This is a genomic window from Pseudomonas putida, assembly GCF_004357765.1.
Classification (GTDB): Bacteria; Pseudomonadota; Gammaproteobacteria; order Pseudomonadales; family Pseudomonadaceae; genus Aquipseudomonas; species Aquipseudomonas putida_U.
In genome coordinates this window covers 33,244-57,020 of sequence record NZ_SMTE01000008.1, presented here as the reverse complement: position 1 = coordinate 57,020, position 23,777 = coordinate 33,244, and the positions used below count along the sequence as shown (strand labels likewise).

General features: G+C 63.3%; 21 protein-coding genes. 12 read left to right on the top strand and 9 right to left on the bottom strand.

Features of this window, described 5'->3' with window-relative positions; translation table 11 throughout:
- Positions 1-17 precede the first annotated feature (17 nt).
- Both E2H86_RS13345 and E2H86_RS13340 read right to left on the bottom strand, forming a co-directional pair.
- Complete coding sequence (locus E2H86_RS13345) at positions 18-2,525, bottom strand: ABC transporter permease (protein WP_133328497.1); 2,508 nt, start codon at positions 2,523-2,525, stop codon at positions 18-20.
- Complete coding sequence (locus E2H86_RS13340) at positions 2,522-3,208, bottom strand: ABC transporter ATP-binding protein (protein ID WP_133328495.1); 687 nt, start codon at positions 3,206-3,208, stop codon at positions 2,522-2,524. Before E2H86_RS13340 ends, E2H86_RS13345 begins: the two co-directional genes overlap by 4 nt.
- Positions 3,209-3,218: 10 nt before the next feature.
- Between E2H86_RS13340 and E2H86_RS13335 the strand changes: the two genes are divergently transcribed.
- The 3 genes from E2H86_RS13335 to E2H86_RS13325 all read left to right on the top strand — a co-directional run bounded on the left by E2H86_RS13335 (position 3,219) and on the right by E2H86_RS13325 (position 5,258).
- Positions 3,219-3,824 carry an arylesterase gene (locus E2H86_RS13335; RefSeq protein ID WP_133328493.1) on the top strand — a complete coding sequence of 202 codons (606 nt, stop codon included), beginning with the start codon at positions 3,219-3,221 and terminating at the stop codon, positions 3,822-3,824.
- A gap of 58 nt (positions 3,825-3,882) precedes the next feature.
- Positions 3,883-4,164 (top strand): hypothetical protein, encoded by a 282-nt coding sequence (locus E2H86_RS13330; RefSeq protein WP_133328491.1) that lies wholly within the window; start codon positions 3,883-3,885, stop codon positions 4,162-4,164.
- 116 nt (positions 4,165-4,280) lie between these two features.
- The gene (locus E2H86_RS13325) at positions 4,281-5,258 is read left to right on the top strand and encodes a L,D-transpeptidase family protein (protein ID WP_133328489.1); all 978 of its coding nucleotides are present in this window, start codon (positions 4,281-4,283) and stop codon (positions 5,256-5,258) included.
- A 126-nt stretch (positions 5,259-5,384) separates the two neighbouring features.
- Here the strand turns inward: E2H86_RS13325 and oprI are convergent, their stop codons facing one another.
- Positions 5,385-5,636: an outer membrane lipoprotei OprI gene (gene oprI, locus E2H86_RS13320; protein WP_003259780.1), complete on the bottom strand. Its 252-nt coding sequence runs from the start codon at positions 5,634-5,636 to the stop codon at positions 5,385-5,387.
- Between the two features lie 505 nt (positions 5,637-6,141).
- On the opposite strand from oprI, the gene E2H86_RS13315 reads away from it, so the two are divergent.
- Entirely contained in the window at positions 6,142-6,423 is a 282-nt protein-coding gene (locus tag E2H86_RS13315; RefSeq protein ID WP_023379662.1) for a GNAT family N-acetyltransferase, read from the top strand.
- A 118-nt stretch (positions 6,424-6,541) separates the two neighbouring features.
- Here the strand turns inward: E2H86_RS13315 and E2H86_RS13310 are convergent, their stop codons facing one another.
- Positions 6,542-7,618 carry a 3-deoxy-7-phosphoheptulonate synthase gene (locus E2H86_RS13310; RefSeq protein WP_133328487.1) on the bottom strand — a complete coding sequence of 359 codons (1,077 nt, stop codon included), beginning with the start codon at positions 7,616-7,618 and terminating at the stop codon, positions 6,542-6,544.
- Positions 7,619-8,073: 455 nt separating this feature from the next.
- On the opposite strand from E2H86_RS13310, the gene E2H86_RS13305 reads away from it, so the two are divergent.
- Together E2H86_RS13305 and cysB are read left to right on the top strand one after the other, a co-directional pair.
- Positions 8,074-8,571 carry a universal stress protein gene (locus E2H86_RS13305; protein ID WP_133328485.1) on the top strand — a complete coding sequence of 166 codons (498 nt, stop codon included), beginning with the start codon at positions 8,074-8,076 and terminating at the stop codon, positions 8,569-8,571.
- Positions 8,572-8,705: 134 nt separating this feature from the next.
- Positions 8,706-9,680 carry an HTH-type transcriptional regulator CysB gene (cysB, locus tag E2H86_RS13300; RefSeq protein ID WP_133328483.1) on the top strand — a complete coding sequence of 325 codons (975 nt, stop codon included), beginning with the start codon at positions 8,706-8,708 and terminating at the stop codon, positions 9,678-9,680.
- A gap of 74 nt (positions 9,681-9,754) precedes the next feature.
- Here the strand turns inward: cysB and E2H86_RS13295 are convergent, their stop codons facing one another.
- The 5 genes from E2H86_RS13295 to rloA form a co-directional block, all read right to left on the bottom strand.
- Positions 9,755-10,489: a phosphoadenylyl-sulfate reductase gene (locus E2H86_RS13295; RefSeq protein ID WP_133328481.1), complete on the bottom strand. Its 735-nt coding sequence runs from the start codon at positions 10,487-10,489 to the stop codon at positions 9,755-9,757.
- Between the two features lie 81 nt (positions 10,490-10,570).
- On the bottom strand, positions 10,571-11,914 hold the full coding sequence (gene pabB / locus E2H86_RS13290) for an aminodeoxychorismate synthase component I (RefSeq protein WP_133328479.1): 1,344 nt from the start codon (positions 11,912-11,914) through the stop codon (positions 10,571-10,573).
- Positions 11,915-12,049: 135 nt separating this feature from the next.
- On the bottom strand, positions 12,050-13,030 hold the full coding sequence (locus E2H86_RS13285; protein WP_133328477.1) for an alpha-L-glutamate ligase-like protein: 981 nt from the start codon (positions 13,028-13,030) through the stop codon (positions 12,050-12,052).
- Positions 13,030-14,565, bottom strand: a complete 1,536-nt coding sequence (gene rloB, locus E2H86_RS13280; RefSeq protein WP_133328475.1) for an osmotic stress tolerance membrane protein RloB — start codon at positions 14,563-14,565, stop codon at positions 13,030-13,032. The genes E2H86_RS13285 and rloB overlap by 1 nt, the downstream gene beginning before the upstream one ends.
- A gap of 5 nt (positions 14,566-14,570) precedes the next feature.
- Positions 14,571-15,107 (bottom strand): retropepsin-like aspartic peptidase RloA, encoded by a 537-nt coding sequence (gene rloA / locus E2H86_RS13275; protein WP_133328473.1) that lies wholly within the window; start codon positions 15,105-15,107, stop codon positions 14,571-14,573.
- Between the two features lie 294 nt (positions 15,108-15,401).
- Here rloA and E2H86_RS13270 point away from each other — a divergent pair, with 294 nt between their 5' ends.
- The 6 genes from E2H86_RS13270 to prpD all read left to right on the top strand — a co-directional run bounded on the left by E2H86_RS13270 (position 15,402) and on the right by prpD (position 23,770).
- Entirely contained in the window at positions 15,402-16,118 is a 717-nt protein-coding gene (locus E2H86_RS13270) for a GntR family transcriptional regulator (RefSeq protein WP_133328471.1), read from the top strand.
- Complete coding sequence (gene prpB / locus E2H86_RS13265) at positions 16,115-17,005, top strand: methylisocitrate lyase (RefSeq protein ID WP_133328469.1); 891 nt, start codon at positions 16,115-16,117, stop codon at positions 17,003-17,005. Before E2H86_RS13270 ends, prpB begins: the two co-directional genes overlap by 4 nt.
- A 91-nt stretch (positions 17,006-17,096) precedes the next feature.
- Positions 17,097-18,224 carry a bifunctional 2-methylcitrate synthase/citrate synthase gene (prpC, locus tag E2H86_RS13260; protein ID WP_133328466.1) on the top strand — a complete coding sequence of 376 codons (1,128 nt, stop codon included), beginning with the start codon at positions 17,097-17,099 and terminating at the stop codon, positions 18,222-18,224.
- A 78-nt stretch (positions 18,225-18,302) separates the two neighbouring features.
- Complete coding sequence (gene acnD / locus E2H86_RS13255; protein WP_133328464.1) at positions 18,303-20,891, top strand: Fe/S-dependent 2-methylisocitrate dehydratase AcnD; 2,589 nt, start codon at positions 18,303-18,305, stop codon at positions 20,889-20,891.
- 139 nt (positions 20,892-21,030) lie between these two features.
- Positions 21,031-22,221 (top strand): 2-methylaconitate cis-trans isomerase PrpF, encoded by a 1,191-nt coding sequence (prpF, locus tag E2H86_RS13250; protein WP_133328462.1) that lies wholly within the window; start codon positions 21,031-21,033, stop codon positions 22,219-22,221.
- Positions 22,222-22,285: 64 nt separating this feature from the next.
- A complete protein-coding gene (prpD, locus tag E2H86_RS13245; protein WP_133328460.1) occupies positions 22,286-23,770 on the top strand; it encodes a 2-methylcitrate dehydratase in 1,485 nt (494 codons plus the stop codon).
- Positions 23,771-23,777 lie beyond the last annotated feature (7 nt).

Genomic DNA, 23,777 nt, shown 5'->3' with positions numbered 1-23,777 from the left:
TGAACACTCAGATTCGTTCAGCCCTCGCGCAGCACCGTCAGCGGGCTGGCGTTCAGCGCCCGGCGGGTGCCCAGCACCCCCGCGCCACCGACCAGTAGTGCGCCTGCTACCGGCAACAGCAACAGCCAGGGGTGGGGGCTCCACGGCAGGTCGAAGGCATACCGATAGAGCACCAGGGTGATCAGCTCGCAGCCCAGCGCCGCCAGCAAGCCGCTGGCTGCACCCAGCAAGCCGAACTCAATGCGCCGCGCCTTGACCAGCAGGGGGCGCGCTGCGCCAAGGGCGCGCAACAGGGCGCCCTGGCGAATGCGCTCATCCAGTGTGGCCTGCAGCCCGGCGAACAGCACTGCCAGGCCCGCAGCGAGCACGAACAGCAGCACATATTCGACGGCCAGGGTGACTTGGGCGAGGATGCTGCGCAGTTGCTCCAGCAATGCGTCGACCTGGAGGATGGTCACTGCCGGGAACGCGCGGGACAGGGCGACTACGTCGAGGTCGTGCCCTGGCGACAGGTAGAAGCTGGTCAGGTACGTGGTCGGCAGGCCTTGCAGAGTGCCGGGCTGGAAGATCATGTAGAAGTTCGGCTGGAAGCTGTCCCAGTGCACGCTGCGCAGGCTGGTGACGCGGGCCTGGTGCTGTGCGCCACCGACGTCGAAGGTCAGCAGGTCGCCCACTTGCAGTTTCAGGCTACTGGCCAGCTCCGCCTCCACCGAGACACCGGGCACTTGAGGGGTGGTGGGGGCGGCCTGCCACCAGCTGCCGGCGGTCAGGCTGTTGCCGGCGGGCAACTCGGCGGCCCAGGTCAGGCTGAGATCGCGTTGCACGGCGCGTTCGCCGGCCGAGTCCTTGCTGACGATCTGCTGCACGGGTTGTTCGTTGATCTGGATGAGTCGTCCCGGAGTGACTGGGTACAGCGGTGCGGAGGAGGCGTTGACCTCGCGCAGGTGCTGGGCGAAGGGGGTGCGGTCGTCGGGAAGGATGTTCAGGGCGAAGTAATTGGGTGCGTCCTTGGGCAGTTGCGCCTGCCAGGTATCGAGCAGTTCGGCGCGCAGCAAGGCCACCAGGGCCATCGCCAGAAGGATCAGGCCGAAGGCCATGGCCTGACCAGCGGCGGCCGTGGGATGGCGCAGCAGTTGGCCGAGGCCCAAGCGCCAGGCCAAGGGTGCGCCAGTCAGCAGGCGCCGCAGGCTGCGCAGGCCCAGGAGCAGCAGGCTGCCCAGCAGCAGTGCGGCGACCAGGCCGCCGCCGAGCAGGGCGAAGGTCAGCAGCAGGTCGAGGCTCAGGCGCCACATGATCAGGCCCAGAGCGAACAGGGCGGCGCCGTAGACCAGCCAACTGCTCGGTGGCACCGGCAGCAGGTCGCGGCGCAGCACCCGCAGCGGTGGGACCTTGCCCAAGGCGGCCAGGGGTGGCAGGGCGAAGCCTGCCAAAGCCACCAGGCCGGTGGCGATTCCGGCCAGGGCTGGAAGGAGGCCGCCGGGCGGAACCACGCTGGGCAGCAGGCCGTGCAGCAGACGGAACAGCCCCAGTTGCGCCAGCCAGCCGAGCAGCGCACCGCTGAGTGCCGCCGCCGTTCCCAGCAGTGCCAGTTGCACGCCATAAAGGCCAAGGGTTTCCCGGCGAGACAGGCCCAGGCAACGCAGCAGCGCGCTGGCATCCAGGCGTCGGGCAGCGTAGCGATTGGCCGAAAGGGCGACTGCCACGCCGGCCAGCAGCACAGCTACCAGACTGGCCATGTTCAGGTAGCGTTCGGCCTTGCCCAGGGCGCCGCCGATCTGCCGGTTGCCATCGCGAGTGTCGCGCAGGCGCTGGTTGGCGGCCAGGTCCTTTTCCACGGTCTGACGGTATTGGGCCAGTGCCTCGGCTTCGCCGCGCCACAGGTCGCGATAGGTCACCCGGCTGCCTGGCTGGATCACGCCGGTGGCCTTCAGGTCGGCGAGATTGATCATCACCCGGGGTGTGAGGCTGTAGAAATTGTTGGCGCGGTCTGGCTCGTACGTCAGCACCCGGCTCATGCGCAGGGTTTTCGTGCCGACCTCGATGCTGTCGCCGATCTTCAGGCCCAGCGCGGCCAGCAGACGCGGCTCGACCCAGGCTTCGCCGGTTGCCGGGCCGCCGCCTGGGGTCTCCTCGCCATAGGGGGCGGCGGCACTGCGCACCTGTCCGCGCAAGGGGTAGGCACTATCGGTCGCCTTGATGCTGGACAGTTGGATGCCGGCATCGGCGCCGACCACGCTGGTGAACTCCACCACCTGGGCGTGGGTCAGGCCCAGGGCGAGGCCTTCGCTGATCTGTCGGTCGCGGGCTGGCGAAGTGCCTTGCAATACCAGGTCGGCCCCGAGGAACTCGCTAGCCCGCAGTTGCATGGCGCCATTGAGGCGCGCGCCGAAGTAACCGATGGCGGTGCTTGCCGCCACCGCCACGAGCAGGGCAAAGAACAGCACGCGCACTTCGCTGGCGCGGATGTCTCGCAGCAGTTGGCGTAGGGCCAGGCCGCACAGGCGGGTCAGCGGCATGCCGGTCATAGGGCAGGTTCCGGTGTGACCATCTGGCCGGCCTCAAGGCGGATCTGGCGCCGGCAGCGGCGGGCCAGGCGCTCGTCATGGGTCACCAGGACCAAGGTGGTGCCGCGCTCCTGGTTCAGCTCGAACAGCAGGTCGCTGATGCGTTCGCCGGTGTGGCTGTCGAGATTGCCGGTGGGCTCATCGGCGAACAGCACCGATGGCTGGGCGGCAAAGGCGCGGGCGATGGCCACGCGTTGCTGCTCGCCGCCGGACAACTGGCGTGGCGTGTGGCTCAAGCGCTTGCCGAGGCCGACCCGTTCGAGCAGGGTGCGGGCGTGTTCGCGGGCATCGCGGCGACCCTCCAGCTCCAGGGGCAGCATGACGTTCTCCAGGGCATCGAGGCTGTCGAGCAACTGGAACGACTGGAACACGAAACCGACGTGTTCTGCACGCACTCGCGCGCGCTGGTCTTCATCCAGGGGGCCGAGGTCGTGCCCGGCGAGGATGACCTTGCCGGCACTTGGGCGGTCGAGCCCAGCCAGCAAGCCGAGCAAGGTCGACTTGCCCGAGCCGGAAGCACCGACGATGGCCAGGCTGTCGCCTTTGCTCAGGTCGAGGGAAAGGGCATGCAGGATGGTCAGGTCGCCTTCCGCGCTGGGGGCCACTTTGCTAAGGTTCTGCGCAACGAGAATGCTGGGGCCCATGGAGAATCCAATGCGAGTGTGGTGGTTGAGTGCCGGTCTGGCCCTGTATTGCCTGGCCCAGAGCGCGGCGGCGGGAACACTGCTGGTCGTCGGCGATAGTATCAGCGCAGGTTTTGGCCTGGATACCCGCCAGGGGTGGGTGTCTCTGTTGCAGACACGGCTCAAAGAGGAAGGTTTCGACGACCAGGTGGTCAATGCCTCGATCAGTGGCGATACCAGTGCGGGCGGTCGCGCGCGGCTGCCGGCGCTGCTTGCGGCGCACAAGCCGAGCGTGGTGGTGCTGGAGCTTGGGGGCAATGACGGCTTGCGGGGGCAGCCGCCGGCGCAATTGCAACAAAATCTTGCTTCGATGATCGACAGCTCACGTGCAGCGGGTGCCAAGGTCGTGTTGCTGGGCATGCGTCTGCCACCGAACTATGGCGCGCGCTACACCACTGCCTTCGCCGAGGTTTACGCACAACTGCAACGGGACAAGCAGGTGGCATGGGTACCGTTTTTCCTCGAAGGTATCGGTGGCGTGTCGCAAATGATGCAGGCCGATGGCATCCATCCGGCGCAGGGCGCGCAGCAGCGCCTGCTGGAAAATGCCTGGCCGGTGATAAAACCCTTGCTCTGATGCTTTAAACGGGGGCGGCTTTCGGCTAATGTTGCGCCCCCCGTTTCGAGAGCCCCCAATGCCGCGCCCTGCCTGGTCCTTGTATGCCTATCAACTGATCGAGCCCGATGAGCAGCTCGACCTGTTCGCCTGCCAGGAAATCCGCGTCCATCTGGTGGCCCGTCAGCTCGAGCTGGGCGTGCCGGCCGATCGTACCTTGTGTGGCGGTCTGCTGCCCGCGCAACCACGCTGGTCCGGGGTAGCGCGCTCGGTCTACCGTGACGGCCGGCTGTGCCCGCTGTGCCGGGCGATACTCGAGGCCCAGAGGCGTGGCATGCGCCCGGTGTGGCCGCAGTTGTAGGGCTTAGCGGGCGCCTTTCATCATCTGAAACGCTTGTGCACCGCCGACGCCTCCCGCTTGTATCGGGGCGGGTGTACAATCGACCGTCTTGACTCATCTTTCGAAGGATTTACCGGATGTTGCCGCGCTTTCCCGCCGTCACCCGTTGCCTGTCCCTGGCCGCCCTGCTGGTAGCGGGCCCCGCTGCTGCACTTGAGCTGCCGTTGCCGCCGCCCGGTGAAGACGTGGTAGGCCAGGTGCAGGTCATCAAGGCCAAGTACGAAGATACCTTCGCCGACATCGGCACGGCCAACGACCTCGGTTATCTGGAAATGATCGCCGCCAACCCAGGCGTCGATCCGTGGCTGCCGGGCGCCGGTACCGAGATCATCCTGCCGACCCGGTACATCCTGCCGCCGGGGCCGCGCGAGGGTATCGTCATCAACCTCGCCGAGTACCGCTTGTACTACTACCCCAAAGGGGAGAACAAGGTGTACACCTATCCGCTTGGCATCGGGCGCGAAGGGTGGGGGTCGCCGATCGCCCAGACCAAGATCACCGCCAAGACGCCGAATCCGACCTGGACGCCGCCCGCCTCGATTCGCGCCGAGCATGCCGCCGATGGTGACATCCTGCCCACAGTGGTGCCGGCAGGGCCGGACAACCCGTTGGGTCCGTTCAAGTTCACCCTGGGCGTGCCGGGGTACCTGATCCATGGTTCGAACAAGAAGTTCGGCATCGGCATGCGCACCAGTCATGGTTGCTTCCGCATGTTCAACAACAACGTGCTGGCGCTGTCGAAGATGGTCCCGGTCGGCACCTCGGTGCGGATCATCAACGAACCGTACAAGTTCGGCGTCAGTGGCGGCAAGGTCTACCTCGAAGCCCACACGCCGCTCGATGATCACGGTGATCCGTCGGTGGTCGACAAGCACACTGCGGTGATCAATGCGCTGCTCAAGCGTGAAGATCTCGCCAATAACCTGCGTATGAACTGGGACATGGTCCGCGATGTGGTTGCCGCCGAAGATGGCATGCCGGTGGAAATCGCCGTCCCTGCCAATAACCAGGTCAGTGAGTCGATGGTGTCGAGCATCCCGGCCGAACTGCAGTAAGGGTTAAATGGGTAATCTGGAGGCCTGCCTTGCGCAGGCCTCTTCGTTTGTGTCACACCGGTTTAACACGCCAATAAAAAAGCCGACCCACAAGTGGGTCGGCTTCTTAACAATCCGTGAGGATTATTACTTGCGGCTGGCTTTGTCCAGCATACGCAGAGCGCGCTCGTTGGCTTCGTCAGCGGTTTGCTGAGCCTTCTGAGCGGCTGCCAGTGCGTCGTCAGCCTTACGGTAGGCTTCGTCAGCACGAGCTTGAGCGCGGGCTGCTGCGTCTTCAGTCGCAGTCAGACGAGCTTCGGTTTCTTTGGATACGCTGCTGCAACCGGTAGCCAGAACTGCGGCCAGAGCCAGAGCAGAGAATTTCAGAACGTTGTTCATCGTGTTCCCCTTCAAGGACTTTCTATTAAAGAGCCATCTCTCGGAAAAGAGAAACTGGCCGGCGTACATAGTACCCATTACTTGTAGTAAGTAAACTGACCAAGCGCAAGAACAGCAAAAAAATTTGTTGCTGGAGGGCGCGCCGACAAGATTTGCGTAGGCATTTGTGAAAAACCTGTGCAGGCGCCGCAAGCGACTGTAGTGCGGGAACTTTTTTGTTGAACTAACGGTGACTTTAACTGTCGACCAACGTCTTAAGCCCATGAACATCCGGCTGCTGTTGTGAGTGCAGGTCTTGGGGAATCGTAGCCCTACGCGCCACTTTTTAACCGCTGCCACCTTGAGCAATCCGGGCGAGGGTGCCTACTATTTGGGGTGCCTGCCCGCAGAACGATTGACATGGCCCTGCGGTCGAAGGGGCAAAGGGTGGCGTAGAGGTTCCTTCGCCGGACATACCACCATCGGTTAAGGCCAGGGTCTGCCGCAAGACCTGCAAGGAGTAGTGATGAGTGAAGCGCTGACCATCCACCATGACCAGGCCGGTCATCAGTTCGAGACCAACGTGGACGGTCATCGTGCCTACCTGACGTACATGGACCTGGGCAAGCAGACGCTGGATATCTATCGCACCTTCGTTCCCAACGCCCTGCGTGGGCGCGGCATCGCTGCGGCGCTGACCGAGAAGGCCCTGGAGTACGCCGACCAGATGGGCTACACGGTGATCCCTTCGTGCTCGTACGTGGAGCGCTACATGGAGCGTCAGCAGCGGCACTCGAGCAAAGTCTGAATTCTGCCAGGACAAACGCAGCGGGGCCGCTTGCTGCCCCAATCGCCAACAAACCGGCGCCTATTCGAGAATAGGCGCGGCTTGGGGGATTGGGGCAGCAAGCGGCCCCGCTGTTTTATCAGCCGCGTTTACGTTGCGGCAGAACATCCTTGAGCTTTTCGCGCATGCTGCGCAGGGTCTTCTCGGTCGCCGACCAGTCGATACAGGCGTCGGTGATCGACACGCCGTATTGTAGTTCGTCGAGATTCTTGGGGATGGACTGGCAGCCCCAGTTCAGGTGGCTCTCGACCATCAGGCCGATGATCGACTGGTTGCCTTCGAGAATCTGGTTGGCGACGTTTTCCATCACCAACGGCTGCAGGGCCGGATCCTTGTTGGAGTTGGCGTGGCTGCAGTCGACCATGATGTTGGCCTTGATCTTGGCTTTGGCCAGGTCCTGCTCGCACAGGGCGACACTGACCGAATCGTAGTTCGGCTTGCCGTTGCCGCCACGCAGCACCACATGGCCGTAGGGGTTGCCCTTGGTGGTGACGATCGAGACGCCGCCTTCCTGGTTGATGCCCAGGAAACGATGCGGCTTGGAGACCGACTGCAGGGCGTTGATGGCGACGGTCAGGCCGCCGTCGGTGCCATTCTTGAAGCCCACGGCCGACGACAGGCCCGAGGCCATTTCGCGGTGGGTCTGCGACTCGGTGGTACGTGCACCGATCGCCGACCAGCTGATCAGATCCTGCAGGTACTGCGGCGAAATCGGGTCGAGCGCTTCGGTTGCGGTCGGCAGGCCCATTTCCGCCAGGTCCAGCAACAGCTTGCGGCCGATGTGCAAACCGTCCTGGATCTTGAAGGAGTCGTCCAGGTAGGGGTCGTTGATCAGGCCTTTCCAGCCCACGGTGGTGCGCGGCTTCTCGAAGTACACGCGCATCACCAGGTACAGGGTGTCGGAAACTTCCTCGGCCAGCACCTTGAGGCGTTCGGCATACTCGTGCGCCGCCTTGATGTCATGGATCGAGCACGGGCCCACTACCACGAACAGGCGATGGTCCTTGCCATCGAGGATATTGCGCACCACTTCGCGGCCAGCCATCACAGTCTGCAGGGCCTTGGCGCTCAGAGGGAGTTCGTGCTTGAGCTGATCGGGGGTGATCAAGGTCTCGTTGGAGGCAACGTTAAGGTCGTCGATCGGTAAATCAGCCATCGTGTTACTCGTCAGGTCACGGGTGCCGGCCGCCAGCAATCCCCGTGCGGCCCAGCAGCAAGAATGTTCGCAGCGGGGAGCGGAACCTTAGCGCGTTACAGGGGTGGCGACAATGGGTTGGCCTGCTCGGCGCAGGGTTTTTCCCTGGGTATTTGTGTGCTGGTTGCGCTTTGCTGGCGCGCGGAAATGGGGTTTTCACGGATTTGGCTTGGGTGGGCATTGAGATTGGGGGGGGCGATCCATTTTGTGTAGCGGCGCTACACCTCTCGGATCGACCATCCAAGCCCAAAGCCCAAAGCCCAAAGCCCAAAGCCCAAAGCCCAAAGCCCAAAGCCCAGAGCCGCCTCGCCTGATCCGCGCCAGCCCGCAGCTCCAGCGGCTGGACGGCAAGGCGGCTACGCGGCGCGCTGCTAAGCTGAAGCTTGCTCTGTCGTCGCGACAGCCGAGGAGGTCGAATGATCCGTTCCATGTTGTACGCCACCGACCTCGGGGTGTACGCGCCCTACGTCATGCAGCATGCCTTGGCCTTGGCGCGCACCTTCGGTGCTGAACTCTACGTGATACACGCCGTGGAGCCGATGGGCCAGTTCGCCGAATCGCTGCTGCAGAGCTATCTCGATGAGCAGACGCTGGATGAATTGCACAGCGAGGGGGTCAATACGGTGATGGCCAACATCGAGCAGCGCGTGCTCGAGAACTTCCGTGAAGAGCTGGGCGAGGAGGCCGACCTGGCGTTGATCAAGGCCGTGCGCGTGCGTCAGGGCGATCCGGCGCAGGTCATTCTCGAGCAGGCCCAGCGTCTGGCGGTCGACCTGATGATCTTCGGTACCCACAGCACAGGAGCGGGTGGAGATGTGCCGCTTGGGCGCACGGCGGTGCGCCTGCTGCAGCTGTCACCGGTGCCGGTCTATATGGTGCCGTTGGCCCAGCATCTTGGCCGTAGGAAAGCATGAAACTACTCGTAGGACGCATCCGGGGCGTGTAACAAAATAGTTCTAGATTTATTGCGATTACCACTAATATAGTTATATCTCATCGCAGCCCGCAGTGTGCCGCCGGTGAATTACTGCTGACCCGAGGGAAACCTATGAAGCTTCAACAACTGCGCTACATCTGGGAAGTGGCGCACCATGACCTCAACGTCTCCGCGACGGCGCAGAGTCTGTATACCTCCCAGCCAGGGATCAGCAAGCAGATTCGCCTGCTGGAGGATGAACTGGGTGTTGAAGTCTTTGCCCGCAGCGGCAAGCACCTGACGCGGGTCACTCCCGCTGGTGAGCGGATCATCAATACCGCTGGTGAAATCCTGCGCAAGGTCGAAAGCATCAAGCAGATCGCCCAGGAATTCTCCAACGAGAAGAAAGGGACGCTGTCGATCGCCACCACCCACACCCAGGCGCGCTATGCGTTGCCGCCGGTGATCAGCAGCTTCATCAAGCAGTACCCGGAAGTGTCGCTGCACATGCACCAGGGTTCGCCCATGCAGATTGCTGAAATGGCGGCCGACGGCACGGTCGATTTCGCCATCGCCACCGAGGCGCTGGAGCTGTTCGGCGACCTGATCATGATGCCGTGCTACAAGTGGAATCGCTGTGTGGTGGTGCCGCAGGGGCACCCGCTGACCAAGCTGCCGAAACTCACCCTGGAGGCAGTCGCCGAATACCCGATCGTCACCTATGTGTTCGGCTTCACTGGCCGTTCCAAGTTGGACGAGGCATTCAATCACCGCGGCCTGACCCCGAAAGTGGTGTTCACCGCAGCCGATGCGGACGTGATCAAGACTTATGTACGTCTGGGCCTGGGGGTCGGCATCGTGGCCAAGATGGCGGTGGATGCCAAGCTGGATCCTGATCTGGTCTGCCTGGATGCCAGCGAGCTGTTCGAAGCCAGCATCACCAAGATCGGCTTCCGTCGTGGCACCTTCCTGCGCGGTTTCATGTGCGACTTCATCGAGAAGTTCGCCCCGCACCTGACCCGTGAAGTGATGGCCAAGGCCATCCAGTGCCATAACAAGCAAGAGCTCGAAGAGCTGTTCGAGGGCGTCGAACTACCGGTGCACTGAGAACAGCTGCAAGCCATAAGCTACAAGCCGTAAGCTACGGCGGGCTGCTTTTTCTTGCAGCTTGCAGCTGCTCCTCAAGCCTTGCTGATCAGGTTGCCGGCGTGCAGCCCGCATTCCTTCTGTGTCGACTCTTCCCACCACCAGCGGCCCTCGCGCTCGTGCTGGTTCGGCAGCACCGGGCGGGTGCAGGGCTCGCAGCCGATACTGATAAAGCCGCGCTCGTGCAGGCTGTTGTAGGGCAGTTCGAGCATGCGGATATAGCCCCAGACTTCCTCGCTGGTCATTTGCGCCAGCGGGTTGAACTTGTACAGGGTCCGCTCGGGGGTGGAGAAGGCGCTGTCGATCTCCAGGGCCGCCACCTGGCTGCGGGTACCTGGGCTCTGGTCGCGGCGCTGGCCGGTGGCCCAGGCGCTCACAGTGGCGAGCTTGCGGCGCAACGGTTCGATCTTGCGGATGCCGCAGCACTCGCCGTGGCCATCCTTGTAGAAACTGAACAGGCCTTTTTCCTTGACGAACGGATCGAGTTTGTCGCGGTCTGGGCTGAGGATTTCGATCGGCAGGTTGTACTGCTCGCGGACCTGGTCGATGAAACGATAGGTCTCCGGGTGCAGACGGCCGGTGTCAAGGCTGAAGACCTTGACCTGCTTGTTCAGTTTCCAGGCCATGTCGACCAGCACCACGTCCTCGGCGCCGCTGAAGGAGATCCAGAGATCGTCGCCGAAGTGTTCGAAGGCGAGCTTGAGGATGTCCTGGGGGGACTTGTTGGCGTAGGTCGCGGCGAGGGCGGCGACATCGAAGGGTTGGCTCATCAGGCGGTTTCCATCTTGGCTGTGGCGCTGTGCGCTCGTAGTGGAGTGATGGTAACAAAAAATGGCCGGGCCGGCCCGCTGCTACAGCCCCTGCAGCGTTTCCATCAATACTCGCACTTTAGTGACCGACTCTTCGTACTCGTCCTCCCAGTTCGAGTCGGCTACCACCGCGCCACCGCCCCAGCAACTGACCTGGCCATCCTTGATCAGCAGACTGCGGATGGCGATTGAACTGTCCATTTCGCCGCGTACGTCGACGTATAGCAAGGAGCCACAATACAGTGCACGGCGGCTGGGTTCGAGCTCGTCGATGATTTGCATGGCGCGGATCTTCGGAGCTCCGGTGATCGAACCGCCGGGGAAGCTGTCGCCGATCAGGTCCAGGGCGTCGCGGCCTTCGGCCAAGTGCCCGGTGATGCTGCTGACCAGATGGTGGACGTTGGGATAGCTCTCCAGGCTGAACAGCTCCGGCACCTTGACCGAGCCGATTTCACAAGTGCGCCCCAAGTCGTTGCGCAGCAGGTCGACGATCATCAGGTTTTCCGAGCGGTCCTTGGGGCTGTGCCGCAGCTCCTCGGCGTTACGTGCATCTTCGCCCGGGTCGCTGGCGCGTGGGCGGGTGCCCTTGATTGGACGGGTTTCCACCTGGCGTTGGCTGACGCGGACGAAACGTTCGGGTGAAAAGCTCAGCAACGCGCTGCCATCGGCCAGTTGCTGGTAGCCGGAGAAGGGCGTCGGACACGCTGTGCGCAGAGCCTGGTAGGCCCGCCACGGGTCGCCCTGGCAGGGGGCGCGGAAGCGTTGCGTGAGGTTGATCTGGTAGCAGTCGCCTGCCTGGATGTAGCGTTGCACCTGGTCGAAAGCGGCGCGGTACTGCCCGGGTTGCAAGTCGCCACGCATGGCGGCGAGCAGGCGGAACTCGCCGGTGGTGGAGGTTGTGTCGGCGCCGAACAGGGCAATCAGGCGTTGGCGCTCATGCTTGGCCAGGCTGGGGTGGAACACCAGTTGGCTGGTGGCTTGCTGGTGGTCGCTGATCAACGCCCAGGCGTACAGACCCAATTGCGCATCCGGCAGGCCGAGGTCGTCGCTGGCAACGCTCGGCAACTGTTCCAGGCGACGCCCGAAGTCGTAGCTGAGGTAGCCGATCAAACCGCCGGCAAAGGGCAGTTCGCAGCCTTCGGGTAGTTGCGCCTCGCCCAGCTGCGCCAGGGCTGCGCGCAGGCGCTGGAGGAACCCACGGCCATCTTCGTCAGGCTGGGCTTGCAGGTGTTGCAGCGGCCAGGCACTGAGCAGGTCGAAGCGTCCGCGCTCGGCGCCGGGGCGGGCGCTGTCGAGCAGGATCGCGCCGGGCGCGTGGCGCAGGCGGGCGAAGAAGGCAGCGGGGTCGGGTTGGTAGGGCAGGGGGTGGAGCGTACAGGTCGGCATCAGTATGGACGGCGATGTAAAAGCGAGGAGGGCGATTGTAGACCTGTGAGGGAGATGCGCCTAGCTTTGGCGCGACATACGACCATCGTGTTCCGCCCCCTTCGCGGGCATGTCCCGCGAAGGGGCGTTGCAGGCCTAGCGAGGTTGCACGTGCCCGAACAGCCCTTGGGCAACCCGTACGCGCTGCTCGGCATCCTCGGTCACGCCATCCTTTGCCAGTGCCTCCAGGTGGGCCTCGATGGCGTGGGTGCGCTGGGTCAGGCCGCAGTCGTTGGCGATCTGGATGTTCAGGCCCGGGCGGGCGTTGAGTTCGAGGATCAATGGGCCCTTTTCCTGGTCCAGTACCATGTCCACCCCGATATAGCCCAGCCCGCACAGTTCATAGCAGCTGGCAGCCAGCTTCATGAAGCCATCCCAGTTCGGCAATTGCACGCCGTCCACCGCATTGGTGGTGTCCGGGTGCTTGCTGATGATGCGGTTGAGCCAGGTGCCGCGCAGGGTCACCCCGGTCGCCAGGTCGACACCCACGCCGATGGCGCCTTGGTGCAGGTTGGCCTTGCCTCCGGACTGGCGGGTCGGTAAGCGCAGCATGGCCATCACCGGATAGCCCATCAACACGATGATGCGGATATCCGGTACGCCTTCATAGCTGATGCTCTTGAAGATCTGGTCCGGGGTCACCCGGTACTCGATCAGCGCCCGGTCGCGATGGCCGCCCAGCGAGTAGAGGCCGGTGAGGATGCTGGAGATCTGGTGCTCGATCTCCTCGTGACTGATGATCTTGCCCGAGACCGTGCGGTAGTTGTCCTCGAAGCGGTCGGCGATCACCATGATGCCGTCACCGCCGGCGCCCTGGGCCGGCTTGATGACGAAGTCGTTGCGCCCACCGATGATCTCGTCGAGTTTCTCGATCTGCTTCTCGGTCTCGATGATGCCGTACATCTCAGGCACATGGATCCCGGCTGCGAGGGCGCGCTCCTTGGTGATGATCTTGTCGTCGACGATCGGGTACAGGTTGCGCTTGTTGTACTTCAGGACATAGTCCGCATTGCGCCGGTTGATACCCATGATGCCCCGGGCCTCCAGGGCTTTCCATGTCTTGATCAGGCCAAACATCACACGTCGCCCTTTTTGACGAATGCCTTGAAGCGAACGAGCTCAGTCAGGCGGTAGCCACGGTAGCGACCCATCGCCAGCATGAAGCCCACCAGAATCAGCAGTACCGCCGGGAAGGTGAAGACGAAGTAGACCAGCTCCGGCACCATCATCAGCAGGTGCGCCAGGGATGCGGCGAACAGGGTGCCGATGGCCACTTTCATGGCATGGCCGCCGCCACGCTCTTCCCAGGTGATCGACAGGCGCTCGATGGTCATGGTCAGGATCACCATCGGGAACAGTGCGACCGACAGCCCACGCTCCAGGCCCAGTTTGTGGCTGAACAGGCTGATCGCGGCGATCAGTACCACAACGAAGGTCAGCACCACCGACAGGCGCGGCAGCATCTGCAGCTTCAGGTGTTCGAGGTAGGAGCGCAGCGACAGGCCCAGTGCGGTGATCACGGTGAACAGCACGATGCCGAAGCCCAGCTGGGTTTCGCGGAAGGCCAGGGCGATCAGCACCGGGGTGAAGGTGCCCAGGGTCTGGATACCGATCAGGTTGCGCAGGACCAGGATCACCAGGACGCCGATCGGGATCATTACCATGATCATGAAGGTCTGCTGGGTCTGCAGCGGCAGGCCGTACAGCGAGTACTCGAGGAAGTCGGCGTCGGTATTCTCGTCGGTCAGCTTGGCCAGGCGGATGGCGTTCATCTCGCTGTTGTTCATGCTGAAGGTGACGTTGGCCTTCTTGCCGCCATCGATGGTGACCAGATTGTCGTCACCGGTCCACCACAGCAGGCGGTCGTTCGGCAGGCCTTGCTCGCCGGTGTCGGGGTTGAAGTACAGCCAGTCGTTGCCGTTGAAGCTGCGCAGCCACAGTTCAGGGGATTGCGGCGTGTCGGCCACCAGGCGAATGGTGTGGACCTTTTCCATCGGCACATGGGCGATCGACAGCAGCAGGTCGATGACCTGGGCCTTCTTCATCGACGAGGTATCGCCTGCCAGCAGCAACTTGACGTTGTCGTCGTTGAGGTTGTTGACCCGCTTGATGGTTTCGCTGACGAAGGTCTCGACGTCGGCCGAGTGCTGGCGAATCGGCGCCATCAGAGCCTCGGCGGCAATCTTCTCGGGGCCTTCGACGGCCAGGCTGTCGCGGAAAGTCGGGCCCTTGACCGTGCTCTTCTCGGTGCTGTAGCGCTTGGTCAGCACCAGGCGATAGTAGAGGGTCTGATTGCCGCTGGCGCGGCGTGCCGACCAGGTCACCTTGCGGTTGCCGTCGGCGCGGTTGACGCTCACCCCGTAGTTGTTGGAGATGAAGCTCTCGTTGAGGCTCACGTAGTCGCGGTTCAGCGGGGGCACGAACATCTGCACCTTGACCGGGTCCTTGGCGCTGGCAACGAATTCGACCTTGGCGTCGATGTTCCACAGGTCGTCGGTTTCGTCTTCGGTCACCGGAATGCCGAGGACGAAGATCTGATAAGCCGTGACCGCCACGCCCAGTAGCACCAGCACGGTGATGAGGACTTTCAAATGGAGGGTAAGGGAGCGCATCGGGGTTACTCTGCTTTGGGAGCGTCGGTGGCACAGGCAGGTTTGCCGGCCGCGTATTTAAGGCTTGGGTCGACCAGCGCGTCGAAGTGCTTGAGCGCCTCGGAGCCGATCAGCAGCGGGAACTGGAACGCGCTGCGGTCGGTGAGGTTGACTTCGATGGTGCGCAGGGCCTGACCCATGCAGATTTCGAGTTCGATGACCGGGCGGGCCGTATAGGCCTTGCCCGACTCTGCATCATAGTCGCCGGCACGGCGCTTGATCTTGCTGACGCGGGCCAGGGGGCGTTCGATCGGATGCGAGTGGGCGGCATCGATGGCCAGGTAGAACCGCACCCAGCTTTCCCCGTCGCGCTTGAAGCGCTTGATGTCGCGGGCGCTGAGCGAAGCGGTCTTGGCTCCGGTGTCGAGCTTGGCGGCCACTTCGAGGTCGAGGCCACCCAGTCGGGCATATTCGTTGAGACCGTAGACGGTCTTGCCTGCGGCTTGGCCGAGGGCCGGCAACAGGGACATGCATAACAGCAATAAAACGGGTGTAAGTCTCATAGTCCTGGCGCGGTGCTGTGCAAAGTTCGGGGCAAGGCGACTGGCAAGTACTGCGCAAGCTTCCTCGTTCATCTGTCGACAACCTGCGGCTGCCGACGGACACACTGTCCATACTCCGTGGGAGGCGCGGCATTCTATCACGGCAACGCCTGGGCGCCAGCGCGTCGCGATCTGACAGCAGCGAAACGGGTTAAGTTCGCTCTTAGACGATTGTCGACAATATTGAATTTTTCTTTGACTAGGTGGAGTTGATTCGCTAATTTTCGCCTTATGGATTTAAAAGGTGTTGACAATATGCTCGACGTTTCTCCCTCCAGCCTTGCGCAATCAGACGAAACGGAAACCTTGTCCGAGCATGTCTTCCGTTGCATCCAGGCTGCCATCGTCAAGGGTGAGATCGCCCCTGGCAGCAAGATCTCCGAACCGGAGCTGGCGCGTACCTATGGCATCAGCCGTGGCCCGCTGCGCGAGGCCATCCACCGTCTGGAAGGCCAGCGCCTGCTGGTGCGGGTGCCGCATGTGGGAGCGCGGGTGGTGTCGCTGGACCCCGCCGAGCTGGTCGAGCTGTACGAGATTCGTGAGTCGCTCGAAGGCATGGCCTGTCGCCTCGCCGCCGAGCGCATGAGTCAGGCCGAGATCGACGAATTGCGTCGGGTTCTCGATACCCACGAGCGCGATGCGGCCTTCCAGGCCGGGGTCGGCTACTACCAGCAGGAAGGCGACTACGACTTCCACTACCGCATCATCCAGGGCAGCGGCAACCAGACGCTGGTCAAGATGCTTTGTGGTGAGCTGTACCAGTTGGTGCGCATGTACCGCATCCAGTTCTCCGCCACGCCCAACCGGCCGCGCCAGGCTTTTTCCGAGCATCACCGCATCCTCGACGCCATCGCCGAGCGTGATGGTGAGCTGGCCGAACTCCTGATGCGCCGCCATATCGGCGCCTCCAAACGCAACATTCAGCGTCATTACCTGGACGCCAACAACAACAGCCCCCGAGGTGATTCATGACTGTGAAGAGCACGCCCGGCCAGCGTTTCCGCGATGCCGTCGCCGCCGAACATCCGTTGCAAGTGGTCGGTACCATCAACGCCAACCATGCCCTGTTGGCCAAGCGCGCCGGGTTCAAGGCCATCTACCTGTCCGGTGGTGGCGTGGCTGCAGGCTCCCTGGGGTTGCCGGACCTTGGCATCACTGGCCTGGATGACGTGCTCACCGACGTGCGCCGCATCACCGACGTGTGCGACCTGCCGCTGCTGGTGGATGTCGACACCGGCTTCGGCGCTTCGGCCTTCAACGTCGCGCGTACCGTCAAGTCGATGATCAAGTTCGGCGCCGCCGCGATTCACATCGAAGACCAGGTCGGAGCCAAGCGTTGCGGTCACCGGCCGAACAAGGAAATCGTCACTCAGCAGGAGATGGTCGATCGCATCAAGGCCGCGGTGGATGCGCGCAGCGACGACAGCTTCGTGATCATGGCGCGCACCGACGCGTTGGCCGTCGAGGGCCTGGACGCCGCCCTGGATCGCGCTGCAGCGTGCATCGAGGCCGGGGCCGACATGATTTTCCCCGAGGCTATCACCGAGCTGTCGATGTACAAGACCTTCGCCGAGCGCGTGGGTGCGCCGATCCTGGCCAACATCACCGAATTCGGCGCCACGCCGCTGTACACCACCGAAGAACTGGCCTCGGCCGATGTGTCGCTGGCGCTGTACCCGCTGTCGGCCTTCCGTGCCATGAACAAGGCCGCCGAAAACGTCTACACCGCGCTGCGCCGTGATGGTACGCAGAAGAACGTGATCGACACCATGCAGACCCGCATGGAGCTCTACGATGCCATTGGCTATCACGCCTTCGAGCAGAGCCTGGATGCCTTGTTCGCGCAGAAGAAAGGTTGAGTGATCGTGCCTGTGTCGGCCTCTTCGCTGGCACAGGCAAAGCTGATTAGCCAGAAGAATTCCATAACAAGTTCAAGAAAGGAGAAGCACCATGGCCGAAGCAAAAGTACTCAGTGGCGCAGGCCTGCGTGGCCAGGTGGCCGGCCAGACTGCACTGTCCACGGTCGGCCAGGCCGGCGCCGGCCTGACCTACCGTGGCTACGACGTTCGTGACCTCGCCGCAGGCGCCGAATTCGAAGAAGTGGCCTATCTGCTGCTGTATGGCGAGTTGCCGAGCAAGGCCGAGCTTGCCGAATACAAGGTTAAGCTCAAGAGCTTGCGTGAACTGCCCCAGGCGCTGAAGGAGGTGCTCGAGCGCATTCCGCGAGACGCCCATCCGATGGATGTGATGCGTACCGGCTGCTCGGTGCTGGGCACCCTCGAACCCGAGTTGACCTTCGAGCAACAGCGCGACAAGACCGACCGACTGCTGGCGCTGTTCCCAGCGATGATGTGCTATTGGTATCGCTTCACCCACCACGGCGTGCGCATCGACTGCAGCAGCGAGGAAGACACCCTGGGCGGGCACTTCCTGTACCTGTTGCACGGCAAGAAGCCCAGCGAGCTGCACGTCAAGGTCATGAACGTGTCGCTGATTCTCTACGCCGAGCACGAATTCAACGCCTCGACCTTCACCGCACGGGTCTGCGCCTCGACCCTGTCCGACCTGTATTCCTGCATCACAGCAGCCATCGGCGCACTGCGCGGGCCCCTGCACGGTGGCGCCAACGAGGCGGCGATGGAGTTGATCGAGCGCTTCCAGAGCCCACAGGAGGCGACGGCCGAGCTGCTGCGCATGCTCGAGCGCAAGGACAAGATCATGGGCTTCGGGCATGCCATCTACAAGGAGTCCGACCCGCGCAACGAGGTGATCAAGGGCTGGTCGAAGCAGTTGGCCGATGCAGTGGGCGATACCGTTCTGTATCCGGTCTCCGAAGCCATCGACAAGACCATGTGGGAACAGAAGCGCCTGTTCCCCAACGCCGACTTCTACCATGCCTCGGCGTACCACTTCATGGGCATTCCGACCAAGCTGTTCACCCCGATATTCGTCTGCTCGCGCCTGACCGGCTGGGCGGCGCACGTCTACGAGCAGCGTGCCAACAACCGCATCATTCGCCCGAGCGCCGAGTACACCGGCGTCGACCAGCGCCAGTTCGTGCCGATCGATCAGCGCTGAAAGCAACACTGAGAGGCAAGCCCGGTCCCACAGGGACGGAGCCGCCTTCCGCCCCTTGTGACCGAGCCTGATAACGCTATGAACACGACCTACCGTAAACCTCTGCCAGGCACCGACCTGGACTTCTTCGACGCCCGTGCGGCAGTCGAGGCGATCAAGCCTGGCGCCTACGACGGCTTGCCTTACACCTCCCGCGTGCTCGCCGAGAACCTGGTGCGCCGCTGCGATCCGGCCACCCTGGACGCCTCGCTCGGCCAGCTCATCGAACGCAAGCGCGATCTCGATTTCCCATGGTTCCCGGCCCGGGTGGTGTGTCATGACATCCTCGGCCAGACCGCCCTGGTCGATCTTGCCGGGCTGCGCGATGCCATCGCCGACAAGGGCGGCGACCCAGCCCAGGTCAATCCTGTGGTGCCGGTGCAGCTGATCGTCGATCACTCGCTGGCTGTGGAATGCGGTGGCTTCGATCCCCAGGCGTTCGACAAGAACCGCGCCATCGAGGACCGTCGCAACGAAGACCGCTTCCATTTCATCAATTGGACCAAGAAAGCCTTCAAGAACGTCGACGTGATCCAGCCTGGCAACGGCATCATGCACCAGATCAACCTGGAGAAGATGTCGCCGGTGATTCACAGCGATCGCGGCGTAGCCTATCCGGACACTTGTGTCGGCACCGACAGCCACACCCCCCACGTCGATGCCTTGGGTGTGATCGCCATCGGGGTGGGCGGTCTCGAGGCCGAGAACGTGATGCTGGGCCGCGCCTCGTGGATGCGTCTGCCGGAAATCGTAGGCGTCGAACTGAGCGGCAAACTGGCGCCGAACATCACCGCCACCGACCTGGTACTGGCCCTGACCGAATTCCTGCGCAAGCAGAAAGTGGTCGGCGCCTATCTCGAATTCTACGGCGAAGGCGCTCGTGCCCTGACCCTGGGCGACCGGGCGACCATCTCCAACATGGCCCCGGAGTACGGCGCCACTGCCGCGATGTTCGCCATCGACCAGCAGACCCTCGATTACCTCACGCTCACCGGCCGCGAAGCGCAGCAGGTGCAGTTGGTGGAAACCTATGCCAAGGCGACCGGCCTGTGGGCCGACAGCCTGATCAATGCCGAATACGAGCGGGTGCTGCACTTCGATCTGTCCAGCGTGGTGCGCAACATGGCCGGCCCGTCCAACCCGCACGCCCGTGTGGCCACCAGCGATCTGGCGGCCAAGGGCATTGCCGGGGCGTGGGAAGCAGTACCCGGACAGATGCCCGACGGCGCGGTGATCATCGCCGCCATCACCAGTTGCACCAACACCAGCAATCCGCGCAACGTGATCGCCGCAGGTCTGTTGGCGCGCAACGCCAACAAACTCGGCCTGGCCCGCAAGCCTTGGGTCAAGTCGTCGTTGGCGCCGGGTTCCAAGGCCGTGCAGTTGTACCTGGAAGAGGCAGGGCTGGAAAAAGAGCTGGAGCAGTTGGGCTTTGGCATCGTCGCCTTTGCCTGCACCACCTGCAATGGCATGTCGGGTGCCCTGGATCCGGTGATTCAGCAGGAGATCATCGATCGCGATCTGTACGCCACCGCGGTGTTGTCGGGCAATCGCAACTTCGACGGACGTATCCATCCGTATGCCAAGCAGGCGTTCCTGGCTTCGCCGCCGCTGGTGGTGGCCTACGCCATCGCCGGGACCATCCGTTTCGACATCGAGAAGGATGTGCTGGGCGTGGTCGATGGCAAGGAGATCTGCCTCAAGGATATCTGGCCGAGCGACGCCGAAATCGACGAAGTGGTGCGCGCCGCCGTCAAGCCCGAGCAATTCCGCAAGGTCTACATCCCGATGTTCGCCATCGAGGAGGACCGCGGGCCGCAGGTGCCGCCGCTGTATGAATGGCGCCCTATGAGCACCTACATTCGTCGGCCGCCTTACTGGGAAGGTGCTCTGGCCGGCGAGCGGACTCTGCGCGGCATGCGCCCGCTGGCGGTGCTGCCGGACAACATCACCACCGACCACCTGTCGCCGTCCAACGCTATCCTGCTCGACAGCGCCGCGGGCGAGTACTTGGCGAAAATGGGCCTGCCCGAAGAGGACTTCAACTCCTACGCCACCCACCGTGGCGATCATCTGACCGCGCAGCGCGCCACCTTCGCCAACCCCAAGCTATTCAACGAGATGGTGCGCAAGGAAGACGGCAGCGTGCAACAGGGGTCGCTGGCGCGTATCGAGCCGGAGGGCAAGGTGACGCGCATGTGGGAGGCCATCGAGACCTACATGCAACGCAAGCAGCCGCTGATCATCGTTGCCGGTGCCGACTACGGTCAGGGTTCGTCGCGCGATTGGGCGGCCAAGGGCGTGCGATTGGCAGGTGTCGAAGCGATCGTCGCCGAAGGCTTCGAGCGTATCCATCGCACCAACCTGGTGGGCATGGGTGTATTACCGCTGGAGTTCAAGCCGGGCACCGACCGCAACACCCTGGGCCTAGATGGCAGCGAGACCTATGACGTCCTGGGGGCGCGCACGCCGCGTGCGACCTTGGCGCTGGTGGTGACGCGCAAGAATGGCGACCGCTTCGAAGTGCCGGTGACTTGCCGTCTGGACACGGCGGAGGAAGTGTCGATCTACGAGGCCGGTGGTGTGTTGCAGCGCTTTGCCCAGGATTTCCTCGAGGCCTCGGCCTGAGTGGCGGGGCAAGCCCGCTCCCACAGGTACAGCGCTGCCCGCGAGTAAGGCACACAGCCTGTGGGAGCGGGCTTGTCCCGTGAATGGGGCGCGCAGCGGCCCCAGGGGTTTCGCATTCTTCTACAGGACACCCAAGACGATGGCATACGTACCACAAATCAAGATCCCCGCCACCTACATCCGCGGTGGCACCAGCAAGGGCGTGTTCTTCCGCCTGCAGGATTTGCCCGAGCGCGCTCAGGTGCCTGGTCCGGCCCGCGATGCCCTGTTGCTACGGGTGATCGGCAGCCCCGACCCCTACGCCAAGCAGATCGATGGTATGGGTGGTGCCACCTCCAGCACCAGCAAGACCGTGATCCTGGCGAAAAGCAGTCGGCCAGAGCACGACATCGACTACCTGTTCGGTCAGGTCGCCATCGACAAGGCCTTCGTCGACTGGAGCGGCAACTGCGGCAATCTTTCCGCTGCGGTCGGCTCGTTCGCCATCAGTGGCGGCCTGGTCGACCCGGCCCGCGTCCCACGCAACGGCCTGGCCACCGTCCGGATCTGGCAGGCCAACATTGGCAAGACCATCATCGCCCATGTGCCCATCACCGACGGCGAAGTGCAGGAGACAGGCGATTTCGAGCTTGACGGCGTGACCTTCGCCGCGGCCGAGGTGCAGCTTGAATTCCTCGACCCGGCCGCCGACGAGGACGCTGGCGGCGGGTCGATGTTTCCCACCGGCAATCTGGTGGACGACCTCGAAGTGCCGGGCGTCGGTACCTTCAAGGCTACGATGATCAATGCCGGTATCCCGACCATCTTCGTCAACGCCGCCGATATCGGCTACACCGGTACCGAGTTGCAGGATGCGATCAATGGCGATGCCCAGGCCCTGCAGCGTTTCGAAATCATTCGTGCCTATGGCGCGGTGCGCATGGGGTTGATCGAACACGTCGACCAGGCTGCCGGGCGTCAGCACACCCCCAAGGTCGCGTTCGTCGCGCCGCCGAGCGCCTACACTGCCTCCAGTGGCAAGGCTGTCGCAGCCGGTGACATCGACCTGGTGGTGCGTGCGTTGTCCATGGGCAAGCTGCACCACGCGATGATGGGCACTGCCGCGGTGGCCATCGGCACCGCGGCAGCCATTCCGGGGACGCTGGTCAATCTCGCCGCCGGCGGCGGCGAACGCAGCGCGGTGCGCTTCGGTCACCCCTCCGGCACCTTGCGGGTCGGGGCCGAGGCTCGTCAGGTCAAGGGTGAATGGACGGTGACCAAAGCCATCATGAGCCGCAGTGCACGGGTGTTGATGGAAGGCTGGGTGAGGGTGCCTGGCGATTGCTTCTGAGGCACCACGATCGCTCGGTTGGAGTTGATGGGGCTGCGAGGCAGCCCCCCTACAGGAGCTTGCCATGAGCGCCAATGTTGACCTGAACGATCGCCCGGACTACGACCGGCTGCTGCAAACCCTCGCCGATTACGCCCTCGATTACCGGGTCGAATCGCCCGAAGCGCTGGATACCGCGCGCAACTGTCTGATGGATTCCCTCGGATGCGCCTTGCTGGCCTTGCGCTTTCCCGAATGCACCAAGCTGCTGGGCCCGCTGGTGGAAGGCACCCAGGTGCCCAATGGCGCCCGCGTGCCTGGCACCGACTATCGGCTAGACCCGGTAAAGGCTGCCTGGGACATTGGTTGCAGCGTGCGCTGGCTGGATTACAACGACACCTGGCTGGCCGCCGAGTGGGGGCACCCCTCGGACAACCTCGGCGGCATCCTGGCCGTGGCCGATCATCTGTCGCAAAAGCGCGTGTCCGCTGGCGAGGCGCCGCTGCTCATGGGTGACGTGCTCGAAAGCATGGTCATGGCCCATGAAATCCAAGGTGTCCTGGCGCTGGAAAACTCATTCAATCGGGTCGGCCTGGACCATGTGCTGCTGGTCAAGGTGGCGTCTACGGCCATCTGCGCCCGCCTGCTGGGCGCCAATCGCGAGCAGATGCTGTCTGCCTTGTCCCATGCTTTCGTCGACGGGCAGGCGCTGCGTACCTACCGCCACGCGCCTAACGCGGGGTCGCGCAAGTCCTGGGCCGCGGGTGATGCTTCCAGCCGTGGCGTGCGTCTGGCCGACATCGCCCTGCGCGGCGAGATGGGCGTGCCCAGTGCACTCTCGGCGCCACAGTGGGGCTTTCACGAGGTGTCGTTCAGCCACACCAACAAGGATCTGGCACTCAAGCCCGCCGGACAGCGTGAGTTGCGCCTCGGGCAGCCACTGGGCAGCTACGTGATGGAGAATATCCTGTTCAAGATCAGCTTCCCGGCCGAGTTCCATGCCCAGACCGCCTGCGAGGCGGCTGTGACCTTGCACCCACAGGTACGCAACCGGTTGCATGAGGTCGATCGCATCGTCATCACCACCCAAGAATCGGCGATCCGCATCATTTCCAAGGTCGGCCCCCTGGCCAACGCCGCAGACCGCGACCATTGCCTGCAATACATGGTCGCCGTGCCGCTGATCTTCGGGCATCTGGTGGCTGAGCACTATGAAGACGCCTTCCATGCGACCCATCCGAGCATCGACCGCCTGCGCGAGAAGATGGAGGTGATCGAGGAGCCGCGTTTCACTCGGGAGTATCTGGAGCCGGACAAGCGTTCGATCGCCAATGCCGTGCAGGTGTTCTTCAAGGATGGCAGCAGTACCCAGCAGGTCGTGGTGGAGTACCCGGTAGGGCACCGGCGGCGGCGGGGGGAGGGGATTCCTTTGCTGGAGGCGAAGTTCAGAGAGAACCTGGCGACCCGGTTTGCCCGGCAGCGGTGTGAGCAGATCCTTGGGGTGTGCAAGGACCAGCAGCGGCTGGAAGGTATGGCGGTGCACAGGTTTATGGATTTGTTCGTGATTTGAGGCCGGC

Excerpts from the sequence above, each read along its gene's own strand:
- E2H86_RS13270 (WP_133328471.1), top strand. The coding sequence starts at position 15,402 with ATGCTCGACGTTTCTCCCTCCAGCCTTGCGCAATCAGACGAAACGGAA.
- oprI (WP_003259780.1), bottom strand. The coding sequence starts at position 5,636 with ATGAACAACGTTCTGAAATTCTCTGCTCTGGCTCTGGCCGCAGTTCTG.
- prpF (WP_133328462.1), top strand. The coding sequence starts at position 21,031 with ATGGCATACGTACCACAAATCAAGATCCCCGCCACCTACATCCGCGGT.
- cysB (WP_133328483.1), top strand. The coding sequence starts at position 8,706 with ATGAAGCTTCAACAACTGCGCTACATCTGGGAAGTGGCGCACCATGAC.
- prpC (WP_133328466.1), top strand. The coding sequence starts at position 17,097 with ATGGCCGAAGCAAAAGTACTCAGTGGCGCAGGCCTGCGTGGCCAGGTG.
- E2H86_RS13330 (WP_133328491.1), top strand. The coding sequence starts at position 3,883 with ATGCCGCGCCCTGCCTGGTCCTTGTATGCCTATCAACTGATCGAGCCC.
- prpD (WP_133328460.1), top strand. The coding sequence starts at position 22,286 with ATGAGCGCCAATGTTGACCTGAACGATCGCCCGGACTACGACCGGCTG.
- E2H86_RS13285 (WP_133328477.1), bottom strand. The coding sequence starts at position 13,030 with ATGTTTGGCCTGATCAAGACATGGAAAGCCCTGGAGGCCCGGGGCATC.
- rloA (WP_133328473.1), bottom strand. The coding sequence starts at position 15,107 with ATGAGACTTACACCCGTTTTATTGCTGTTATGCATGTCCCTGTTGCCG.
- E2H86_RS13335 (WP_133328493.1), top strand. The coding sequence starts at position 3,219 with ATGCGAGTGTGGTGGTTGAGTGCCGGTCTGGCCCTGTATTGCCTGGCC.
- prpB (WP_133328469.1), top strand. The coding sequence starts at position 16,115 with ATGACTGTGAAGAGCACGCCCGGCCAGCGTTTCCGCGATGCCGTCGCC.
- rloB (WP_133328475.1), bottom strand. The coding sequence starts at position 14,565 with ATGCGCTCCCTTACCCTCCATTTGAAAGTCCTCATCACCGTGCTGGTG.
- E2H86_RS13340 (WP_133328495.1), bottom strand. The coding sequence starts at position 3,208 with ATGGGCCCCAGCATTCTCGTTGCGCAGAACCTTAGCAAAGTGGCCCCC.
- acnD (WP_133328464.1), top strand. The coding sequence starts at position 18,303 with ATGAACACGACCTACCGTAAACCTCTGCCAGGCACCGACCTGGACTTC.
- E2H86_RS13325 (WP_133328489.1), top strand. The coding sequence starts at position 4,281 with ATGTTGCCGCGCTTTCCCGCCGTCACCCGTTGCCTGTCCCTGGCCGCC.
- E2H86_RS13315 (WP_023379662.1), top strand. The coding sequence starts at position 6,142 with ATGAGTGAAGCGCTGACCATCCACCATGACCAGGCCGGTCATCAGTTC.
- E2H86_RS13305 (WP_133328485.1), top strand. The coding sequence starts at position 8,074 with ATGATCCGTTCCATGTTGTACGCCACCGACCTCGGGGTGTACGCGCCC.
- E2H86_RS13310 (WP_133328487.1), bottom strand. The coding sequence starts at position 7,618 with ATGGCTGATTTACCGATCGACGACCTTAACGTTGCCTCCAACGAGACC.
- pabB (WP_133328479.1), bottom strand. The coding sequence starts at position 11,914 with ATGCCGACCTGTACGCTCCACCCCCTGCCCTACCAACCCGACCCCGCT.
- E2H86_RS13345 (WP_133328497.1), bottom strand. The coding sequence starts at position 2,525 with ATGACCGGCATGCCGCTGACCCGCCTGTGCGGCCTGGCCCTACGCCAA.
- E2H86_RS13295 (WP_133328481.1), bottom strand. The coding sequence starts at position 10,489 with ATGAGCCAACCCTTCGATGTCGCCGCCCTCGCCGCGACCTACGCCAAC.